The organism is Natrononativus amylolyticus (genome assembly GCF_024362525.1).
Classification (GTDB): domain Archaea; phylum Halobacteriota; class Halobacteria; order Halobacteriales; family Natrialbaceae; genus Natrononativus; species Natrononativus amylolyticus.
The window spans coordinates 828989-845645 of record NZ_CP101458.1 but is presented as its reverse complement, the minus strand read 5'-3'; the positions used below and the strand labels follow the sequence as shown (position 1 = coordinate 845645).

At 68.0% G+C, this 16657-nt stretch carries 24 protein-coding genes; 19 read left to right on the top strand and 5 right to left on the bottom strand.

Annotation, left to right across the window (positions count from 1 at the left end; genetic code table 11):
• Nucleotides 1-53 precede the first annotated feature (53 nt).
• Together pth2 and NMQ11_RS04230 are read left to right on the top strand one after the other, a co-directional pair.
• Entirely contained in the window at nt 54-392 is a 339-nt protein-coding gene (gene pth2, locus NMQ11_RS04235; protein WP_255170156.1) for a peptidyl-tRNA hydrolase Pth2, read from the top strand.
• Nucleotides 393-473: 81 nt separating this feature from the next.
• Nucleotides 474-1121, top strand: a complete 648-nt coding sequence (locus tag NMQ11_RS04230) for an alpha/beta hydrolase (protein ID WP_255170155.1) — start codon at nt 474-476, stop codon at nt 1119-1121.
• 11 nt (nt 1122-1132) lie between these two features.
• Here the strand turns inward: NMQ11_RS04230 and NMQ11_RS04225 are convergent, their stop codons facing one another.
• Together NMQ11_RS04225 and NMQ11_RS04220 are read right to left on the bottom strand one after the other, a co-directional pair.
• Entirely contained in the window at nt 1133-1381 is a 249-nt protein-coding gene (locus NMQ11_RS04225) for a hypothetical protein (protein WP_255170154.1), read from the bottom strand.
• Nucleotides 1382-1418: 37 nt separating this feature from the next.
• Nucleotides 1419-1592, bottom strand: a complete 174-nt coding sequence (locus NMQ11_RS04220) for a hypothetical protein (protein ID WP_255170153.1) — start codon at nt 1590-1592, stop codon at nt 1419-1421.
• Nucleotides 1593-1769: 177 nt separating this feature from the next.
• Between NMQ11_RS04220 and truD the strand changes: the two genes are divergently transcribed.
• The 13 genes from truD (at nt 1770) to hflX (ending at nt 9603) form a co-directional block, all read left to right on the top strand.
• A complete protein-coding gene (gene truD, locus NMQ11_RS04215; protein WP_255170152.1) occupies nt 1770-3146 on the top strand; it encodes a tRNA pseudouridine(13) synthase TruD in 1377 nt (458 codons plus the stop codon).
• A 48-nt stretch (nt 3147-3194) separates the two neighbouring features.
• Nucleotides 3195-3617 (top strand): zinc ribbon domain-containing protein, encoded by a 423-nt coding sequence (locus NMQ11_RS04210; RefSeq protein WP_255170151.1) that lies wholly within the window; start codon nt 3195-3197, stop codon nt 3615-3617.
• A gap of 182 nt (nt 3618-3799) precedes the next feature.
• Complete coding sequence (locus tag NMQ11_RS04205) at nt 3800-4300, top strand: type III secretion system chaperone family protein (RefSeq protein ID WP_255170150.1); 501 nt, start codon at nt 3800-3802, stop codon at nt 4298-4300.
• Nucleotides 4301-4368: 68 nt separating this feature from the next.
• Nucleotides 4369-4677, top strand: coding sequence for a hypothetical protein (locus tag NMQ11_RS04200; protein ID WP_255170149.1), 309 nt, complete (start codon nt 4369-4371; stop codon nt 4675-4677).
• Nucleotides 4678-4718: 41 nt separating this feature from the next.
• Nucleotides 4719-5435, top strand: coding sequence for a DUF2103 domain-containing protein (locus NMQ11_RS04195; RefSeq protein ID WP_255170148.1), 717 nt, complete (start codon nt 4719-4721; stop codon nt 5433-5435).
• Between the two features lie 107 nt (nt 5436-5542).
• Nucleotides 5543-5755, top strand: a complete 213-nt coding sequence (locus NMQ11_RS04190) for a hypothetical protein (protein ID WP_255170147.1) — start codon at nt 5543-5545, stop codon at nt 5753-5755.
• A gap of 42 nt (nt 5756-5797) precedes the next feature.
• The gene (locus NMQ11_RS04185; protein ID WP_255170146.1) at nt 5798-6067 is read left to right on the top strand and encodes a 50S ribosomal protein L37ae; all 270 of its coding nucleotides are present in this window, start codon (nt 5798-5800) and stop codon (nt 6065-6067) included.
• Between the two features lie 17 nt (nt 6068-6084).
• Complete coding sequence (locus tag NMQ11_RS04180) at nt 6085-6219, top strand: DNA-directed RNA polymerase subunit P (RefSeq protein ID WP_255170145.1); 135 nt, start codon at nt 6085-6087, stop codon at nt 6217-6219.
• 87 nt (nt 6220-6306) lie between these two features.
• The gene (locus tag NMQ11_RS04175; RefSeq protein ID WP_255170144.1) at nt 6307-6573 is read left to right on the top strand and encodes a KEOPS complex subunit Pcc1; all 267 of its coding nucleotides are present in this window, start codon (nt 6307-6309) and stop codon (nt 6571-6573) included.
• Nucleotides 6566-7327 carry a hypothetical protein gene (locus NMQ11_RS04170; RefSeq protein ID WP_255170143.1) on the top strand — a complete coding sequence of 254 codons (762 nt, stop codon included), beginning with the start codon at nt 6566-6568 and terminating at the stop codon, nt 7325-7327. The genes NMQ11_RS04175 and NMQ11_RS04170 overlap by 8 nt, the downstream gene beginning before the upstream one ends.
• Nucleotides 7328-7368: 41 nt before the next feature.
• Complete coding sequence (locus tag NMQ11_RS04165; RefSeq protein WP_255170142.1) at nt 7369-7767, top strand: prefoldin subunit beta; 399 nt, start codon at nt 7369-7371, stop codon at nt 7765-7767.
• A complete protein-coding gene (locus NMQ11_RS04160; protein ID WP_255170141.1) occupies nt 7768-8016 on the top strand; it encodes a DUF3194 domain-containing protein in 249 nt (82 codons plus the stop codon).
• Nucleotides 8017-8295: 279 nt separating this feature from the next.
• Nucleotides 8296-9603 (top strand): GTPase HflX, encoded by a 1308-nt coding sequence (gene hflX, locus NMQ11_RS04155; RefSeq protein WP_255170140.1) that lies wholly within the window; start codon nt 8296-8298, stop codon nt 9601-9603.
• A gap of 101 nt (nt 9604-9704) precedes the next feature.
• Here hflX and NMQ11_RS04150 read toward each other — a convergent pair whose 3' ends face one another.
• Together NMQ11_RS04150 and NMQ11_RS04145 are read right to left on the bottom strand one after the other, a co-directional pair.
• The gene (locus tag NMQ11_RS04150; protein ID WP_255170139.1) at nt 9705-9935 is read right to left on the bottom strand and encodes a hypothetical protein; all 231 of its coding nucleotides are present in this window, start codon (nt 9933-9935) and stop codon (nt 9705-9707) included.
• Between the two features lie 120 nt (nt 9936-10055).
• Nucleotides 10056-10610, bottom strand: coding sequence for a GMP synthase subunit A (locus NMQ11_RS04145; RefSeq protein ID WP_255170138.1), 555 nt, complete (start codon nt 10608-10610; stop codon nt 10056-10058).
• Nucleotides 10611-10757: 147 nt separating this feature from the next.
• On the opposite strand from NMQ11_RS04145, the gene NMQ11_RS04140 reads away from it, so the two are divergent.
• The gene (locus tag NMQ11_RS04140) at nt 10758-10895 is read left to right on the top strand and encodes a hypothetical protein (protein WP_255170137.1); all 138 of its coding nucleotides are present in this window, start codon (nt 10758-10760) and stop codon (nt 10893-10895) included.
• Nucleotides 10896-10941: 46 nt separating this feature from the next.
• On the opposite strand, the gene pan1 is transcribed toward NMQ11_RS04140, so the two are convergent.
• On the bottom strand, nt 10942-12159 hold the full coding sequence (gene pan1 / locus NMQ11_RS04135; RefSeq protein ID WP_255170136.1) for a proteasome-activating nucleotidase Pan1: 1218 nt from the start codon (nt 12157-12159) through the stop codon (nt 10942-10944).
• A 125-nt stretch (nt 12160-12284) separates the two neighbouring features.
• Here pan1 and NMQ11_RS04130 point away from each other — a divergent pair, with 125 nt between their 5' ends.
• From NMQ11_RS04130 to rad50, 3 genes are all read left to right on the top strand, one after another.
• Nucleotides 12285-12554, top strand: a complete 270-nt coding sequence (locus tag NMQ11_RS04130) for a MarR family transcriptional regulator (RefSeq protein WP_255170135.1) — start codon at nt 12285-12287, stop codon at nt 12552-12554.
• An 81-nt stretch (nt 12555-12635) separates the two neighbouring features.
• Entirely contained in the window at nt 12636-13985 is a 1350-nt protein-coding gene (gene mre11, locus NMQ11_RS04125) for a DNA double-strand break repair protein Mre11 (protein WP_255170134.1), read from the top strand.
• Nucleotides 13982-16651 (top strand): DNA double-strand break repair ATPase Rad50, encoded by a 2670-nt coding sequence (rad50, locus tag NMQ11_RS04120; RefSeq protein ID WP_255170133.1) that lies wholly within the window; start codon nt 13982-13984, stop codon nt 16649-16651. The genes mre11 and rad50 overlap by 4 nt, the downstream gene beginning before the upstream one ends.
• Nucleotides 16652-16657: the final 6 nt, after the last annotated feature.

The following is a 16657-nucleotide window of genomic DNA, read 5'->3' as shown; positions in this document are numbered from 1 at the left end:
CCTCGAGCGCAACGGATCAGCGCCACTTTAGGCTCGGAGGACGACCACCTGGTATGAAACAGGCCATCGTCGCCCGAACGGACATCGGTATGGGAGAGGGAAAGCTCGCCGCGCAGGTCGCCCACGCGTCGCTGTCGGCCTACGAGAAAGCGGACGACCGCGCCCGCAAGCAGTGGAAGGGCGGCGGCCAGAAGAAGGTCGTTCTGAAGGCGAGCGACGAGCGGACGCTGTACGAGCTCTCCGAGATCGCCGACCGGAAGGGGCTGCCCAACGCGGTGATCCGGGACGCCGGTCACACGCAACTCGAGCCGGGAACCGTCACCGCGCTCGCGGTCGGGCCGGCCGACGAGGCGGCTGTCGACCGGGTGACAGGCGAGCTCTCGCTGCTCTAGCGAGCGCCGCCGGCACGCCTGATCCCGGTTCGGTTCGCCGCCGCACGAACCTCTTTTCGGCTCCGGCCCGTCCGCCCGAGTATGACCGACGATCCACACGGCGACCAGCCGGTCGAAACCGCCGGCGCCGAGCTCTCGACGGCGTCGGCCGCGATGATCCTCGTTCACGGGCGGGGCGCCCGCGCCCGCGGGATGCTCGACCTGGCGAACCAGCTCGGTCGCGACGACGTCGCGTACCTCGCGCCGCAGGCGAATCGGGGAACCTGGTACCCGCAGTCGTTTCTCGCGCCGACCGAGGCGAACCAGCCCCACCTCGACTCCGCCCTGTCGCTGCTGGAGGACCTCACGAAACGGATCGAGAACGAGGGTATCCCCCTCGAGCGGACGATCCTCCTCGGGTTCTCCCAGGGCGGCTGTCTCTCGACCGAGTTCGCGGCCCGAAACGCCCGCCGCTACGGGGGCGTCGTCGCCCTGAGCGGCGGGCTCATCGGCCCGGAGGGGACCGACTTCGCCTACGAGGGCTCGATGGAGGGGACGCCGGTCTTCTTCGGCTGTAGCGACCGCGACCCGCACATCCCGCTCGAGCGGGTCCGCGAGTCCGCCGCGGTCTTCGAGGGGCTCGAGGCCGACGTCACCGAGCGGATCTACGAGGGAATGGGTCACACCGTCAACGAGGACGAACTCGCGTACGTGCGCGATCTGGTTGCGTCGGTCGCCGGGGGCGAGTGAGAGCGACCCCGTCAGGCGTGCAGCCACAACGCCAGGGCCACCAGCAGGATCGAGAGCGCGACCGCGGCGAGCATCGCCGGTCGGCGCTCGAGCGCGCTCATCTCGCTCGTCGCGATCACCACCACCAGCGCCCCGCCGGCGCTCACCGCCAGGACGGAGTCGAGGGAGACGCCGTCGCCGAACAGCGCCTCGAAGACGACGAACAGGCCGACCATCGCGGCGACGCCGACGGTCGTTTCGGCGCGTGAGGGAGCGGTCATCGGAGGCGGTCACCGCGTTCGAGCCGCGACGCTCGGGTCACTGCTCCGATCCGACCGCGGTTTTCGATTCCTCGAGCCACGGCGGCTCCTCGAGGTCGGTCGCGCCCCGCTCAATGTCGACCGCGTACTCGGAGGTGTGGCGCTCGTCGTCACCCGAACGCACGCCCTCGACGTAGTACGAGTCGACGACGCCGTCGTCGGCGAGCGTCACGTTGACCGAGAGGGTTTCGTACCCGTGAATCTCCTCCGCCGTCCCCTCGAGGCGGTAGTGGTCGTCCTCACGTTCGACGGTGTCGACGGCGTCACGCCGGATCCGGTATCGCCCTCGATGCTCGCAGTTTCGACGAACCGTGGCGCATTTGCATCACGGGCCCGGAATAGCGGACGAATGCGTCCCGCCCACCCAACCGAGCAGCTCGTCGGCATGGACCACTACGTCTCCGCCGCCGACGGCGTCGGCGGCCGCCTGCGCCAGCGCGACGATCACTTTCGCGTGCGCGAACTCGAGCGCTTCGCGACCGAACCCCTCTCGGCGTCGACGGACGCCTACCCCCACCTCGTCTTCCGGGCGACGCTCTCGGGGTGGGACACCAACGACTTCGCTACCCGGCTCTCGGACGCACTGGGGATTTCCCGCGAGCGGGTCAACTGGGCCGGGACGAAGGACAAGTACGCCGTCACCACGCAGCTGTTTTCGGTCTACGGCGCCGATCCCGACGACCTGCCCGACGTCAGCGGGGCCGAGATCGAGGTGCTGGGCCGAGCCGGCCGGTCCATCGAGTTCGGCGATCTCGCGGGCAACGCCTTCGAACTGGTCGTCAGCGAGCCCGAGTCCCCCGAAAACGCGGCTGCAATCACCGATGAACTGGCGGCGTTCGGGGGGCTCGAGGGAGGGGATGCGGACGACGAGTCATCCACCAGCGTCGGCGTCCCCAACTTCTTCGGCCAGCAACGGTTCGGCAGCCGGCGGCCGATCACCCACAAGGTCGGCCTCGAGATCGTCCGCGGCGACTGGGAGGGGGCCGTCCTCGCCTATCTCAGCAACCCTTTCGAGAGCGAACCCGACGCGACCCAGGAGGCCCGCCAGTTCGTCTTCGACGAACTGTGCGAGGGAGACGATCGAGACTGGCACGCGGCCCTCGAGCGCTTCCCCAGCGGCCTCCGCTACGAGCGCTCCCTGCTCCACGGACTCGCCGAGTGCGATGGCGAGCCAGGCCCCGTGGACTTTCGGAAAACGCTCGAGCGCCTGCCCTCGAACCTCCAGCGGCTGTTCGTCCACGCCGCCCAGTCGTACGCGTTCAACCTGATGCTGAGTCGTCGCCTCGAGCGCGGACTCCCCTTCGAGAAACCCGTCGCGGGCGACGTCGTCTGCTTTTCGGATACGGACGCCCCAGAGGGCCTCGAGCTTCCGGACATCGACCGCGAGCAGCGCGTCGACGAGCGCCGGGTTCGGTCGGTGACCCGCCACTGCGAGCGCGGCCGGGCGTTCGTCACCGCGCCGCTGGTCGGCACCGAAACGGAACTCGCCGACGGCGAGCAGGGCGAGATCGAACGCGAGGTGCTCGCAGAACTGGACCTCGAGCCCGCGGACTTCGACCTGCCGGGGGAGTTTCACTCGACCGGCACTCGACGGGCGATCCTGGTTCGGACGGGCCTCGAGTACGACCTCGAGCCGCTGACGCTGTCGTTTTCGCTGCCGAAGGGCTCTTACGCGACGGTGCTGTTGCGGGAGTACCTGAAGGTCGATCCGGTCGACCTCGGCTGACCCCGGCACGGCTGACAGCCTTTTGCAGCCTCGAGTTCTACGACCCCTATGCGAAGCGCTCGACTACAGCGTGAGATCGACGACTTGGTGGCTCGAGGCTGGCGGATCGAGCAGGAAGACCGCGACCGGGTGGTCATGGTCGACCGAGAATTCGGCTCCCTGGGATCGCACCTGCTCGTCGCGCTCTTGACGATCTGGTGGACGATGGGGATCGGGAACGTCCTCTGGGGGGCGTACAACTATGCGACGAAGACCCGCCGACAGGTGCTCTGGGAGGAGGCCGTCGGCTGTCCGAACTGCGGGGCCGACGTCGCCGAGGACGCCGACTACTGCTGGTCCTGTGGCACCGAACTCGGTTCGACCGCCCCCGCCAATGGCATCGTCTGTCCGGAGTGCGAGGCCGTTCTCCGGGAGGGCGCGCGGTACTGCCGGGCCTGCGGGACGAAGTTAGCCGATTCGGCCTCGAGTTGACTAACCGAAACCTCGACACAGAGTGGCACGGCTCGTTTTTCCACCTCGAGGCTCGAGCGATCTTCCTGCCACCTGCGAATGGTGGGGTGTCGTGAAACTTCGTGGGCTCGTACTGACTCGAGGGCGGAAATAACGGCTGCTGCCGGCTCAACCCTTTTTCGAACCGACGCTGAAGTCGGGTCATGACGACCCACGTAAGCATCGACCAGGTCCGCTGGTGGCTCGACGAAAACGCCATTCAGGATATCTCGTCGCACGCCGACGACGCGACGGAGTTCAACCTGGAGGTGACGCTCTCGAGGCTGCCGATTCACCTCATCAAAGAGGAGAAGCGCGGTCCGATTCGGGTGGTCGGACGCACCGCGTTCGACACCGAGCGGGCGAAACGGCTCGTGCGCGACGAGGAATCGCGTACGGAGCTCCTGGCGCAGATGGGGCCGGTACTCGCGGCGACGCCCGGGTTCTACACGTTCCTCGACGAGGAGGACCGGGCCTGTGCCCTTCGAGACGCCGAGACCGTCCAGATGGAGCATCGGATCTACCCCAACGAGGCGAGTCAGCAGGCGGTGATGGACAGCGTGATGGGCGTCGCTACCGGGATGCGATACCTGCAGAACCTGCTGGACACGACCCATCCCGACCCGTCGACGGACGCGGACGAAGCGAACGAGAACGCGAACTGAGCCGATCGTTCCCGGTTCCGTCTCCCGGAGCCGACACGTTCATTTAGCTGTCGGGAGCAGCGCCCGGTATGATCGGAGAGACCCTCACCCGGGAGATCGTCGACTGGGAGAAACTCGAGGCGGGCGACGAGCCGGTGTACGAGATCGAGTACAGCGAGCCGGTCTCGAAGCCCGTCATCCGCCGTCCGCCGCTGTTCGGCCCCAGCGGCGGCGGCACGGTGCCCTCCGGCGAACTGACCGTGACCCTGCCCGACGGCGAGCGCGTCCCCGCCGCCGAGCTGTTTTTCGAGTACGACGGGACGACGCTGCGGGTTCGCCACGGCGACCCGTCCCTTTTCACCCGGCTCCGCCGGCGGTGGCTCTCGCGGTCCTGGTGAGAAAACACGGTCGTTTTACACCGGCGCCGTCAACCGCCGGTATGGAGTGTCGTCACTGCGCCTCGCCCCTCGAGAAGCCGGGGGACTTCTGTCTGGTCTGTCGCGAGGCCAACGCCGACGCGGTCGTCCTCGAGGCCGCCCGCGACCGGGCGACGATGACGATCCTCGCCGAGGACGAGGTCGTCGGCGAGACGACGATCACGACGACGCCCGAGGACGGCGAGAGCGAGGTGGTCGAACTGCGGAACTTCGCCGGCCTGCTCGCCGACGACATCCGGCGCAAGCGCCCCGAGGAGGTGTACGCCGCGGGCGAGCGTGAGGTGATTCGAGCCGTGCGCTCGGAGCTTCACCACCAGTTCTACCGGGTCGACGGCGAGGACCCAGTCGAGTCGGTGCTCGAGCGCCGCGGCGAACCGGCCCTCGACGTAGTCGAAACACCGCCCGCCGAGAAGATCGGCGGCAGCCACACCACCCTGATCGGCGGCCGAACGGGGATACGGGCGATCCACACCGTGGCGGATCACCCCCACGTCAAGAAGGTGATTCCGGGACCGATCGACGCTGGCGGGACGGGCTCACAGTCGGGGCTCCGGGCGAAGGTGACCCGCGCCGACGACGGCGGCAACGTCCGAATGCTGCTGCGGGACGGCTCGAGCGTCCAGGAGAACCGGGTGGTGACGACGGCCCGGGATCGGGAGATGGGCGAGCGGATCCGGGAGGACCTCAACGACGTGCTCGCCGAGGAGGAGTTTCGGTAGCCGACCCGACGACCACGGGGTGATCACTGTCGTCGACTCGTCGAAGTGACAGTACCTGCTGGTTCTCGGGGCCTTTTCCGGCGGGAGGTAATGATATATAATTAGCTATGCTCGAGCGCGCTGACGTCGTCCTCGCGGCGATCCCCCTGCTCGCGGTGAGCGGGCTGCTGTTCAGGAGCGCGATCGCCGCGACCGGGGTCGCCACCGGACTGCTCGGAGCGCCGCTCGCACCGGCCGGTTTCGTGGCCGCCTTCGGACTCGTCGTCCGCGAGGTGCTCGTCGGACCGATGGCCGAGCGAACCGCCGCGGAACGGTCGTAACTCAACAGGTTTATGCGTCCGCTGGGGATAGTTTGCGGTACTATGGCCGAGAAACGGAAGCGAACGGTCGGCAGCGCGGGCCGCTTTGGCGCTCGCTACGGCCGCGTCGCACGACGCCGCGTCAGCGAGATCGAAGACGATATGCGAAACTCCCAGGTCGACGGTGACGACGTCAAACGCGTCGGCACGGGTATCTGGAAGAACGAGGAAACCGGCGAGATCTTCACCGGCGGCGCCTACCGCCCCGAGACGCCCGCCGGACGCACCGTCCGCCGCTCGATCCGCGCCGCACTCGGCGACGACGACAACTGAGCGACCACTACTTCGCCATGAGCTACAAGTGCTCCCGCTGTAAACGCGACGTGCAACTCGACGAGTACGGAGGCGTCCGCTGTCCCTACTGCGGCCACCGCGTGCTCCTGAAAGAGCGCAGTCGGGACGTCAAGGAAGTCGACGTCGACTGATGATCCCGACCGGGCCCGTACAGTCACACACGCACCCGACGGTTCGGGAGTGTTCGAGACGCGACGTCCGGTCGACGGGATAGCCGCGTGTTTTCTCACGACGCGACCCTCGAGTTCGAGTACGAGACCCCGGCGCGAGCCCGCGTCGTCGCCGACAGCGTCTCCCGCGAGGTCGACGAGATCGACGACGAGCGCTCGCGGACGACGATCGCTCGAGACGGCGCCCTGGTGACGATCGAAATCGTCGCCCGCGACGTCACCGCCCTCCGTGCGTCGCTCAACACCTGGTTCACCCTGGTCGACGTCGCAGAGCGGGCCGCGGACGTCGGCCGGCGGACTCGAGTCGATGGCTGACGACGTCCCCTCGACGGCTGTCGACGACGGAACACCGGCGACTCCCCTCGAGTGGCAGCTCACCCCCTCGAACTCCCGCCTTCTCCGGGCGCTACTGTACGCCTCCTGGACCCTCTCGGGCGGGTTCGCCGCGCTGTGTCTCGGCGTGTTCGTCGGCGCGATCCTCTACTCGCTGGGACTGCCGACCGGCGCTCGCGAAATCGTCGCCCTCGCCATCGTCGTGACGCTTCCAGCGGCCTGGCTCCTCCTCTCGTGGCTCTCGTCCTCGCGTCACGGGCTGACCGTCCTTCGGCTGCGAGCGCCGGAGCCGAGCGATCCGACCCGGTCGGTCGTCGAACACGCCCCGACTCCCGTCCTCGCCGTCCTCGCGGTCGGCGGGGCGCTCGTTCACGTCGCGTTCCTCGCGCTCGTCGTGAGTCGCGATCTCTCGTCGTTCGCGTACATCCTTCCGGCGGGGGTCCTCTACGGCGTGCTGGTCTACGTTCGGTGGTGGCTCCCGACCGCGGGCGGGATCGACGAGCCGGGCGACCGGCTCGTGCTCACCTCGTTCCCCCGCGACGGTGACGGCGGTCGGGTGTGGCACGGTCGTCTCGAGACCACGTTCGACGAGCGGCTCTCGGACGTGGCGATCGGTCGATCCGTCGCTGTCGGGGATACGGCGGTCGTCGCCCTCTCGAGTGGCTCCCGGCTCCCCCTCGTCGCCGTCGTTCCCGTCGGCGCCCTCGCCCGCCTCGCGCGTCCGCCCGCTCGGTGACAAAGCTTGGCTTTATCAGTCCGGAGGGCTTCGGTCGAGGTATGCAAGGTAATCTGCCACCGGAGGCACAGGAGAAACTCGAGGAGCTGCAGGGGCTCCAGGAGACCGCACAGAACGTCGCCATCCAGAAACAGGAGACCGAGTCCTCGCTTTCCGACGCCCAGGCCGCCCTCGAGGAGCTCGAAGAGCTCGACGAGGACACCACCATGTACCGCCAGGTCGGCGAGCTGTTCGTCGAGACGGAGTTCGACGAGGCCGAAGACGACCTCGACGACAAGGTGAACACCCTCGAGATTCGCCTCGAGACCCTCGAGAAGCAAGAAGAGCGCGTCCAGCAGCAGTTCGAGTCGCTCCAGGAGGAGCTCCAGAACCTCCTCGGTGGCGGCGGCGCGATGGGCGGTCCCGCGGGTCCGGGCGGCCCCGGCGCCGGCGGCGCGTAGATGTCGACCGAGGAGCCGACCGACGAGGCCGTCGTCCAGACGGCCTCGGACGCCGCCGAGGGGGTCATCTTCTCGCGGTACAAACAGTCTACGGTGCGGGACTACGACGTGACCGTCGTGTTCGAGGAGGGCGTCCTCGAGGTGGACGTCTACCTCAACGCGCCCGACGACGAGCACGACCCCGAGCGGGTCGCCGACGACGCGGCGCTCGCGGCTCGCGAGGCCGTCGACGAGCTGTTCGGCGCGTAACTTCGACGCCGCATTTTCGCGCGCTCGTCGAACCTCTTACCGGGCGAGCTGTGCCACTAAGTGACACGCCACCGAAATCCCTTTCCGTAACGTCCGCACAGGTACGGTCGAGAATGGAGACCCTCTCGTTTTCCTGATCGGACTCGAGTCCCCTCACACGTCGCTGGCCGCGGAGTGCCGTCGGCGTAGCGTCCGCCTCGAGTCCGCGTTCCGATCCGATAGTCCCGACTTCCGGTCGGGAGATCGCCGCCAGACCATGATTCAGAGAGTACACATCCGATGTCACGATCACGAACGCACGCACGAACTGTCGTCGTCGCTCGCGGGCCGTCCGCCCCCGTCGAGACGACCGAAATCCGCGGGCTCGCCGAGGCCGCCGGCCACGAGGTCGTCGCCGAACTCACCCAGGCCGGGACCCCCGATAGCGGAACGTACCTCGGCGCTGGGACGGTCGAGGAACTCGCCGCACTCGTCGCGGAGACCGGCGCCGGGACGGTCGTCGCGGCCGACGGACTGACGCCCGCACAGCACCACGCTCTCGAGTCGGCGATGCCGCCGGGTACGGCGGTGTACGACCGATACCGGCTCGTCCTCGAGATCTTCGAGGCGCGGGCGGGGACCCGCCGCGCTCGCCTCCAGGTCGAACTGGCCCGGCTGCGCTACGACCTCCCGCGGATGATCGAAGCCGCCGACGAGGGGATGTTGAACCGCGTCACCGAGAGCGGGACGCCGGTGTACGACGCCCGCGACCGAATCGCTCGCCTCGAGCGAAAACTCTCCGAACTGCCCGATCCGACGGAACAGTTCCGCGCCCGCAGGCGCGAGGAAGGGTTCGACCTCCTCACGATCGCCGGCTACACCAACGCGGGGAAGTCGACGCTGTTGCACCGTCTCGCCGACGACATGTCGCTCGAGGACGGGGATCCCGAAGAAACCGACTCGGCCTCGAACAAAGGGGCCACCGCCGAAATCGAGGACCGGCTGTTCAAGACCCTCGAGACCACGACCCGCCGGGCGACCATCGACGGTCGGCCCGTTCTCGCCACCGATACCGTGGGGTTCGTCGACGACCTGCCCCACGAGCTGGTCGTCTCGTTCAGTTCGACGCTTTCCGAGGCCGCCGCGGCCGACATCGTCGTGCTCGTCTGCGACGGCAGCGACGACCGCCCGCGGTTCCGCGACCGGCTCGCGGTTTCGCTCGAGACCCTCGCCGAACAGGGCGTCGAGGCCGAGCGGGTGGTGGTGGCGGTCAACAAGGTTGACCGCCTCTCGGCCGACGAACTCGAGGCTCGCCTCGCGACCGCGCGGGAATCGGGACGTGACGCAGTCCCGGTGAGCGTCACCGAGGGGACGAACCTCGAGGCGCTGCTCGCGGCCGTGAGCGACCGGCTGCCGACCGAGCGGGCGACCCTCGAGGTGCCGAACTGCGACGAGGCGATGGCGCTGGTCTCCCGGGCGTACGACCGGACCGACGTCGAGTCGGTCGACTACGCGGACGGACGGGTGAGGATCCGCTGTCGCGGCAGGCCCGAGGTCGTCGACCGACTCGAGGGGCGAGCGGCGGCGCTGGAGCGGGAGGTGGAGTAGGAGAACGCGGTCCAGTCGCCCCGCACCCCGTCACTGCGACCGCGCCGGCTCTCGCTCGGCAGGGACACAGCGGGGCGACTCGAGGCGGCGACGCGTCGGGACTATCGATCCAGCGCCGCGAGCACCGCGAGCCCGATCACGATCGACAGCCCCGTGACCAGCGCCACGACCAGGCGCTCGCCGGCGGCCGAAGAAACCAGGTGAACGCCGAACAGCTGACCCAGAAGCAGGCCGAGAACGGCACACATCGGCCCACCCACGTAGACGTACCGCTCGTCGTTCCACGCCTCGAGGTCGGTTCGGAGTAGTCGCGCCCGCATACCGCCGGCCATGCGGAAAGTGTTGCTCGACGGGCACATACCGGTTTTGGAAGCGATCGCCCTCCGTGCGTCGGCCCATCCCAGGGGGCGGGGTCGTCGCATCGCAGAGGTGGAGCCGTCGAACCGGCGGTTTTACGCCGACTCGCAGATCTCGAGGAAGTTCTCGAAGACCTCCTCGCCGCGCTCAGTGTGGGCGACCTCGGGGTGCCACTGGACGCCGTAGAGGTCCCGGGCGGTGTCGCTCATCGCCTCGACCCCGCAGACGTCGCTTTTGGCGGTGAGGTCGAACCCGGTCGGCAGCTCCTTCACCTCGTCGGCGTGGCTCGCCCAGACGCGCGTCTCGGGGTGCAGCGAGCCGACCAGCGGATCGGCCTCGTCGACGATCTCGACGGTGACGTCCGCGTAGCCGCCGTACTCGCCGCCGCCGACGCGGCCGTCGAGTTCGGCGGCCATGATCTGCATCCCCAGACAGATGCCGAGGACGGGAACGCCGGCCTCGAGATAGTCGGGAGAGCGCCCGACCCGATCCATGTCGGGCCCGCCCGAGAGCACGACGCCGTCGGCGTCGACGTCCGCCGGCGGGGTGTCGTTATCGATCAGTTTGGTCTCGACGCCGAGGTCGCGAAGCGCCCGCTGCTCGAGGTGGGTGAACTGCCCGTGGTTGTCCACCACGACGATTTTGGTCATTGACGGCTCGTAGCGACTCTGACGATAAAAGCGGCCCGAAAGTCGGAGTCGACTCGAGCGTCGACCGCCGGTCCGCCTCGAGCCCCGACGAGCGGGGTCGGCTCGCGTCCCGGTACGTTTATGCGGGTTTCGAGACACCGTACCGGTATGGCTGTCGATCTCAGTGAGTACGACCACCCGTCGTGGATCACGGCGGTGGGAACCGGTGTGGGGTATCTGTTGATCCTCGGACTGCTGTTCGTCGCGCTGTTCGTCGTGCCGTGGCTGCTGTTCGTGTTCCTGTAGCGGAAGAACCGGTTCGTGAACGCCCCACGAACGAAAAACCGAGCGATCAGGCGAACGTCTTCGAGACTTCGTCGCTCTCGTCGTTTTCGGCCTGGACCTTCTCCCAGGCGTTGCGGAAGTCCTCCATCCGAATCTCCGTGCGGTCGTCGCGGATGGCGAACATACCGGCTTCGGTGCAGACGGCCTTGACGTCCGCGCCGGAGGCCTCCGTCGCCTCGGCGGCCAGTTCCGCGAAGTCGACGTCGTCGGCGACGTTCATGTCGCGGGTGTGGATCTGGAAGATGATCTCGCGTCCCTCCTCGTTGGGCTTTGGCACCTCGATGAGGCGGTCGAACCGGCCGGGCCGAAGGATCGCGCGGTCGAGCATGTCGAAGCGGTTGGTGGCGGCGATGATTCGGATCTCGCCGCGGTCCTCGAAGCCGTCCATCTCGCTCAGAAGCTGCATCATCGTCCGCTGGACCTCGGCGTCGCCGCTCGTCTTCGACTCGGTGCGCTTGGCGGCGATGGCGTCGATCTCGTCGATGAAGATCACCGCGGGCTCGTGGTCGCGTGCGACGTCGAAGAGGTCGCGAACCAGCTTCGCCCCCTCGCCGATGAACTTGTGGACCAGCTCGGAGCCGGCCATCTTGATGAAGGTGGCGTCGGTCTGGTTGGCGACGGCCTTGGCGAGCATCGTCTTCCCGGTGCCCGGCGGCCCGTACAGTAAGACGCCGCTCGGCGGATCGATGCCGACGTCCTTGAACATCTCGGGTTTCTCGAGGGGCATCTCGACGGTCTCGCGGACCTCCTGCATCTGCTCTTCTAAGCCGCCGATGTCCTCGTAGCTCACGTCGGGGCTCTCGGTGACCTCCATCACGCGGGCGCGCACGTCCGTCTCGTTCGAGAGGGTCTTGACGATAGATAGAGAGTTGTTGACGGCGACGCGCGCGTCGGGATCGAGGTCCTCGCGCATCTCTTCCGTGACCTCGGTCAGGGCCTCCTGGTTGTTGCCGTGCTGTTTGATGATGACGCCGTCGTCCGTCATCTCCTGGACCGTGGCGACGAACAGCGGCGACTGTTTCAGCTTCTTGTTCTCGTGGGTCAACCGCTCGAGTTTCTGCTGGTACTTGTTGTTCTCGGCGTTCGCATCGAGGAGCTTGTCCCGCATCTCCTCGTTCTGCGATTCGAGGACTTCAAGGCGATCCTCGAGTGACCGTATTTTCTCCTGTTGGGACGCCTCGTCCTCATCATACGGGAGGTCGACGTCGTCCACAGTGTCACTCATCACCTTCTGGTAGGTCATTGCTTCATAAGAGGCTTCGGGTAGGTGTAGCGAGATAGAATAATTACTACTGTGAATAGAACTAAACAGCAAATATTATTAGGCCGTATGTATAACTGTGATCCACGATGAGCACATCCGAGCCGTTGCAACACGACTCCGCCGCCAGAGGCACCTGGGACGACGTCCGCGACCTACCGCCGAGTGCGAAGCTCGTCGCGAAGGTCCTCGAGTACAACGAGACGATGACCCAGCAACAGATCGCCGACGAGACGCTGCTTCCCGCCCGGACGGTCCGTTACGCCCTGAACCGGCTCGACGAGGAGAACGTCATTCGATCCCGATTCTCCTTCTCCGACGCCCGCAAGCGTCTCTACACCCTCGAGATCGAGTCTTAACCCCCGCCGCACTCGGCACCCTCATTCACTTTCACCTCGGTCACGGAACCCCTTTAGGGCCACCGCTCCAAACGGTGATAGATGACGCGGGTGATACATACGGGCGACACCCACATCGGGTACCAGCAGTACAACGCGCCCGAGCGACGGCGCGACTTTCTCGAGGCCTTCCGAACCGTGGCCGCGGACGCGGTCGACGCGGACGTCGACGCCGTAATTCACGCGGGGGACCTCTTTCACGACCGCCGGCCGGGACTGGTCGACCTCCAGGGAACCGTCGACGTGCTCAGAACCCTCGCCGACGCCGGCGTCCCCTTTCTCGCGGTCGTCGGCAACCACGAGGGGAAACGCGACGCCCAGTGGCTCGACCTCTTCGAGGACCTCGGGCTGGCGACCCGCCTCGGGCCGACGCCACACCTGATCGGTGACACCGCATTCTACGGGCTCGACTTCGTCCCCCGCTCGCGCCGGGACGACCTCGAGTACGAGTTCGACCCGGTGCCGGCGGACGCCGAACACGCGGCGCTGGTGAGCCACGGCCTGTTCGAGCCGTTCGCCCACGCCGACTGGGACACGGAGGAGCTGCTCGAGGCGGCGACCGTCGACTTCGACGCCGCCCTTCTCGGTGACAACCACACGGCCGACACCGCAGAGGTCCGCGACACCTGGGTCACCTACTGCGGCTCCACCGAGCGCGCGAGCGCGAGCGAGCGAGAGGACCGCGGCTACAACATCGTCGAGTTCGAGGCGGGCGAGGAGCCGGCGATCCGCCGGCGCGGGCTCGACTCGACCCGCGAGTTCGTCTTCGTCGACGTCGACCTCGCCGAGGGGGAGGGCACCGACCGCGTCCAGGAGCGGGTGCGCGAGTACGACCTCGAGGACGCGGTCGTGATCGTCACTGTCGAGGGCGAGGGCCGGCCGATCACCCCCGCGACGATCGAGACGCTGGCGGTCGACCGCGGCGCGCTCGTCGCCCGGGTGAACGACCGCCGGGAGCTTTCGGACGCCCCGGAGGACGTCTCGGTGAGCTTCGCCGACCCCGACGAGGCGGTCCGCGAACGGATCCGGGAGCTCGGACTGAGCGACGCCGCCCTCGAGATCGACCGCACCGTCCGCGACGACGACGTCGTCGACGCCAACCTCCGGGAAACCGTCGAGCGCCGGGTTCGGAGCCTGCTCGAGGACGACCGCGGCGCGTTCGAGGCGGCCCCCGACCGCGACCCGGCGGCGGTGACGACCGTCGCCGACGCGCTTTCGGGGGACTCGGAGGAAAACGAAACGGGTTCGGAGGCGGGCGAACCCGACGACGCGGTCGACGAGGAGTCTGACGGGAGCGGATCGGCCGACGGCAGCGGCGGCCAGCCGACCGAGGTCGGGGAGTCCGACGAGCCGGCGGACGACGGCCAGGTTTCGATGGGTGATTTCACGTGAGAGTCGACCGGATTCGCCTCGAGAACTTCAAGTGCTACGGTGAGACCGACCTCCGACTGAACCGGGGCGTCACCGTCGTCCACGGCGTCAACGGCAGCGGGAAGTCGACGCTGCTCGAGGCGGTGTTCTTCGCGCTGTACGGCTCGAAGGCGCTCGACGACCGGACCTTAGACGACGTGATCACCACCGGCGAGGAGGAGGCGGCCGTCGAACTCCACTTCACCCACGACGGGGCCGACTACCGCGTCGAGCGCCGGCTCAAACTGCGGGGCGACCGGGCGACGACGACGACCTGCGTCCTCGAGAGCGACGACGGGACGATCGAGGGGGCTCGAGACGTCCGCGCGGCGGTCACGGAACTCCTCCGGATGGACGCCGACGCGTTCGTCAACTGCGCGTACGTCCGTCAGGGCGAGGTGAACAAGCTGATCCACGCCTCGCCCCGCGAGCGCCAGGACATGATCGACGACCTGCTCCAGCTGGGTGCCCTGGAGGAGTACCGCGAGCGGGCCGCCGACGCCCGCCTCGGCGTCAAGGACGTCCTCGCCGAAATCCGCGGGAAAGCGGACGGGATCGCGGACAGTATCGCGGCCAAAGAGGAGAAGAACCTCCACGAACGCCTGAACGGCCTCGAGTCCCGCCGGTCGACGCTCCGCGAGGAGATCGACCGCTTCGAGGGCAACCAGCGCGAGGCCGAGAACACCCTCGAGCAGGCCGAGACGATCCTCGAGCGCCACGAGGAGACCCGTGCGGAGATCGACCGGCTCGCAGGCGAGATAGACGACCTCCGGGAGACGATCGCGGCGACCGCGAGCGAACGCGAGGAGCTACGAGACGAGATCCGCGACCTCGAGGACGACCGGGAGGCGGCGAGCGACGAGCGCGCGACGCTCCTCTCGGACGCCGATCTCGGCGCGGAGTCGGTCGCCGAGCGCATCGAGGCGCTCGAGGCCGGCGACGAGGAACGTCGGGATCGGCTCGAAGAACTCCGCGTGGAAATTTCACAGCGGAGCGACGAGCGGACCCGACTTCGAGAGCGGGCCGACGACCTCGAGTCGGAAGCGACGGAGGCGCGGGCGACGGCGACTGAGCTCGACGAGCGCCTCGCGGCCGACGAGGAGACGATCGACGAGCGCGAGGAGACGCTGTCGGAACTCGACGCCGAGATCGAATCCGAGCGCGCGGCGTTCGAGGACGCACCGGTCGCGTTCGGCGAGGCCGCCGACCACCGCTCGGAACTCGCCGACGAGCGCGAGGAGCTCCGGTCGGCGCTGTCGGACGCGCAAGCCACGCTCGAGGCGACGGCTGCGGCCGTCGAGGAGGGCGAGGAGCTGCTCGAGGCCGGCAAGTGCCCCGAGTGCGGTCAGGACGTCGAGGACTCCCCCCACGTCGACGTCCTCGAGGAGCGCCGCGAGGAACTCGAGGCACACGAACGCGAGCGCGACGACCTCGAGGACGAACTCGAGACCGTCGAGGACCGCCTCGAGCGCGCCGAGGAACTTCGCGAGACCGAGCGGCGAGTCGAACGCCTCGAGGGCAACCGCGAGAACGTCGAACAGCTGCTCGCGGAGAAACGCGAGGCGCTCTCGGACCGGCGCGAACAGCGTGACGACCTCCGCGAGCGCGCCGAAGAGCTCGCGGAGACGGCCGCCGACAAGCGCGCTCGCGCCGAGGAACTCGAGACCGAAATCGAGGAGCTGCGGGCGGACCTGGGGGAGGTCAACCGGGAGCGCAGCGAGCACAAGGCGGCCCTCGAGTCCCTGCGCGAGGCGGCGTCGCTGGCCGACCGGATCGAATCGCTCGAGGCGGAGATCGAGGGGCGCCGCGAGCGACGCCGGAGCAAACACGAACTCAACGAGGAGCGCCGGACCCGGCTCTCGGAGAAACGCGAGCGAAAGCGCGACCTCGAGGCGGAGTTCGACGACGACCGGATCGCACAGGCCCGCCAGGAGAAGACGAACGCGGAGGCCTACCTCGAGCAGGTCGCCGAGAAGCTGACCGAGTTGCGGGAGCGACGCGACGAGGTCCAGAACGCCATCGGCGCCGCCGAGAACGAACTCGAGGAACTCGAGGTGCTGCGTGGACGGCTCGAAGCCGTCGAAGCCCGCTGTGCGGACCTCGAGTCGCTGTACGAGGAAGCCGAGACGCTCCAGACGACCTACGGCGAACTCCGGTCGGAGTTGCGCCAGCGAAACGTCGAGACCCTCGAACGGCTGTTGAACGAGACGTTCGAGCTGGTCTATCAGAACGACTCCTACGCCGCGATCGACTTAGACGGCGAGTACCGGCTGACGGTGTACCAGAAGGACGGCGAACCCCTCGAGCCCGAACAGCTCTCCGGCGGCGAGCGTGCGCTGTTCAATCTCAGCCTGCGGTGTGCGATCTACCGGCTGCTCGCTGAGGGCGTCGAGGGCGCCGCGCCGATGCCGCCGCTGATACTGGACGAGCCGACGGTCTTTCTCGACTCCGGCCACGTCACGCAGCTGGTGTCGCTGATCGAGTCGATGCGGGAGCTGGGAGTCGAACAGATCGTCGTCGTCAGCCACGACGAGGAGCTCGTCGGGGCGGCGGACGAACTCGTCAGCGTCGAGAAGGACGCGACCTCGAACCGGTCGCGACTCGAGCGCGAGGAGCCGCCCGAGGTCGCCCTGCTGGCGTCGGAGTAGTCCCGG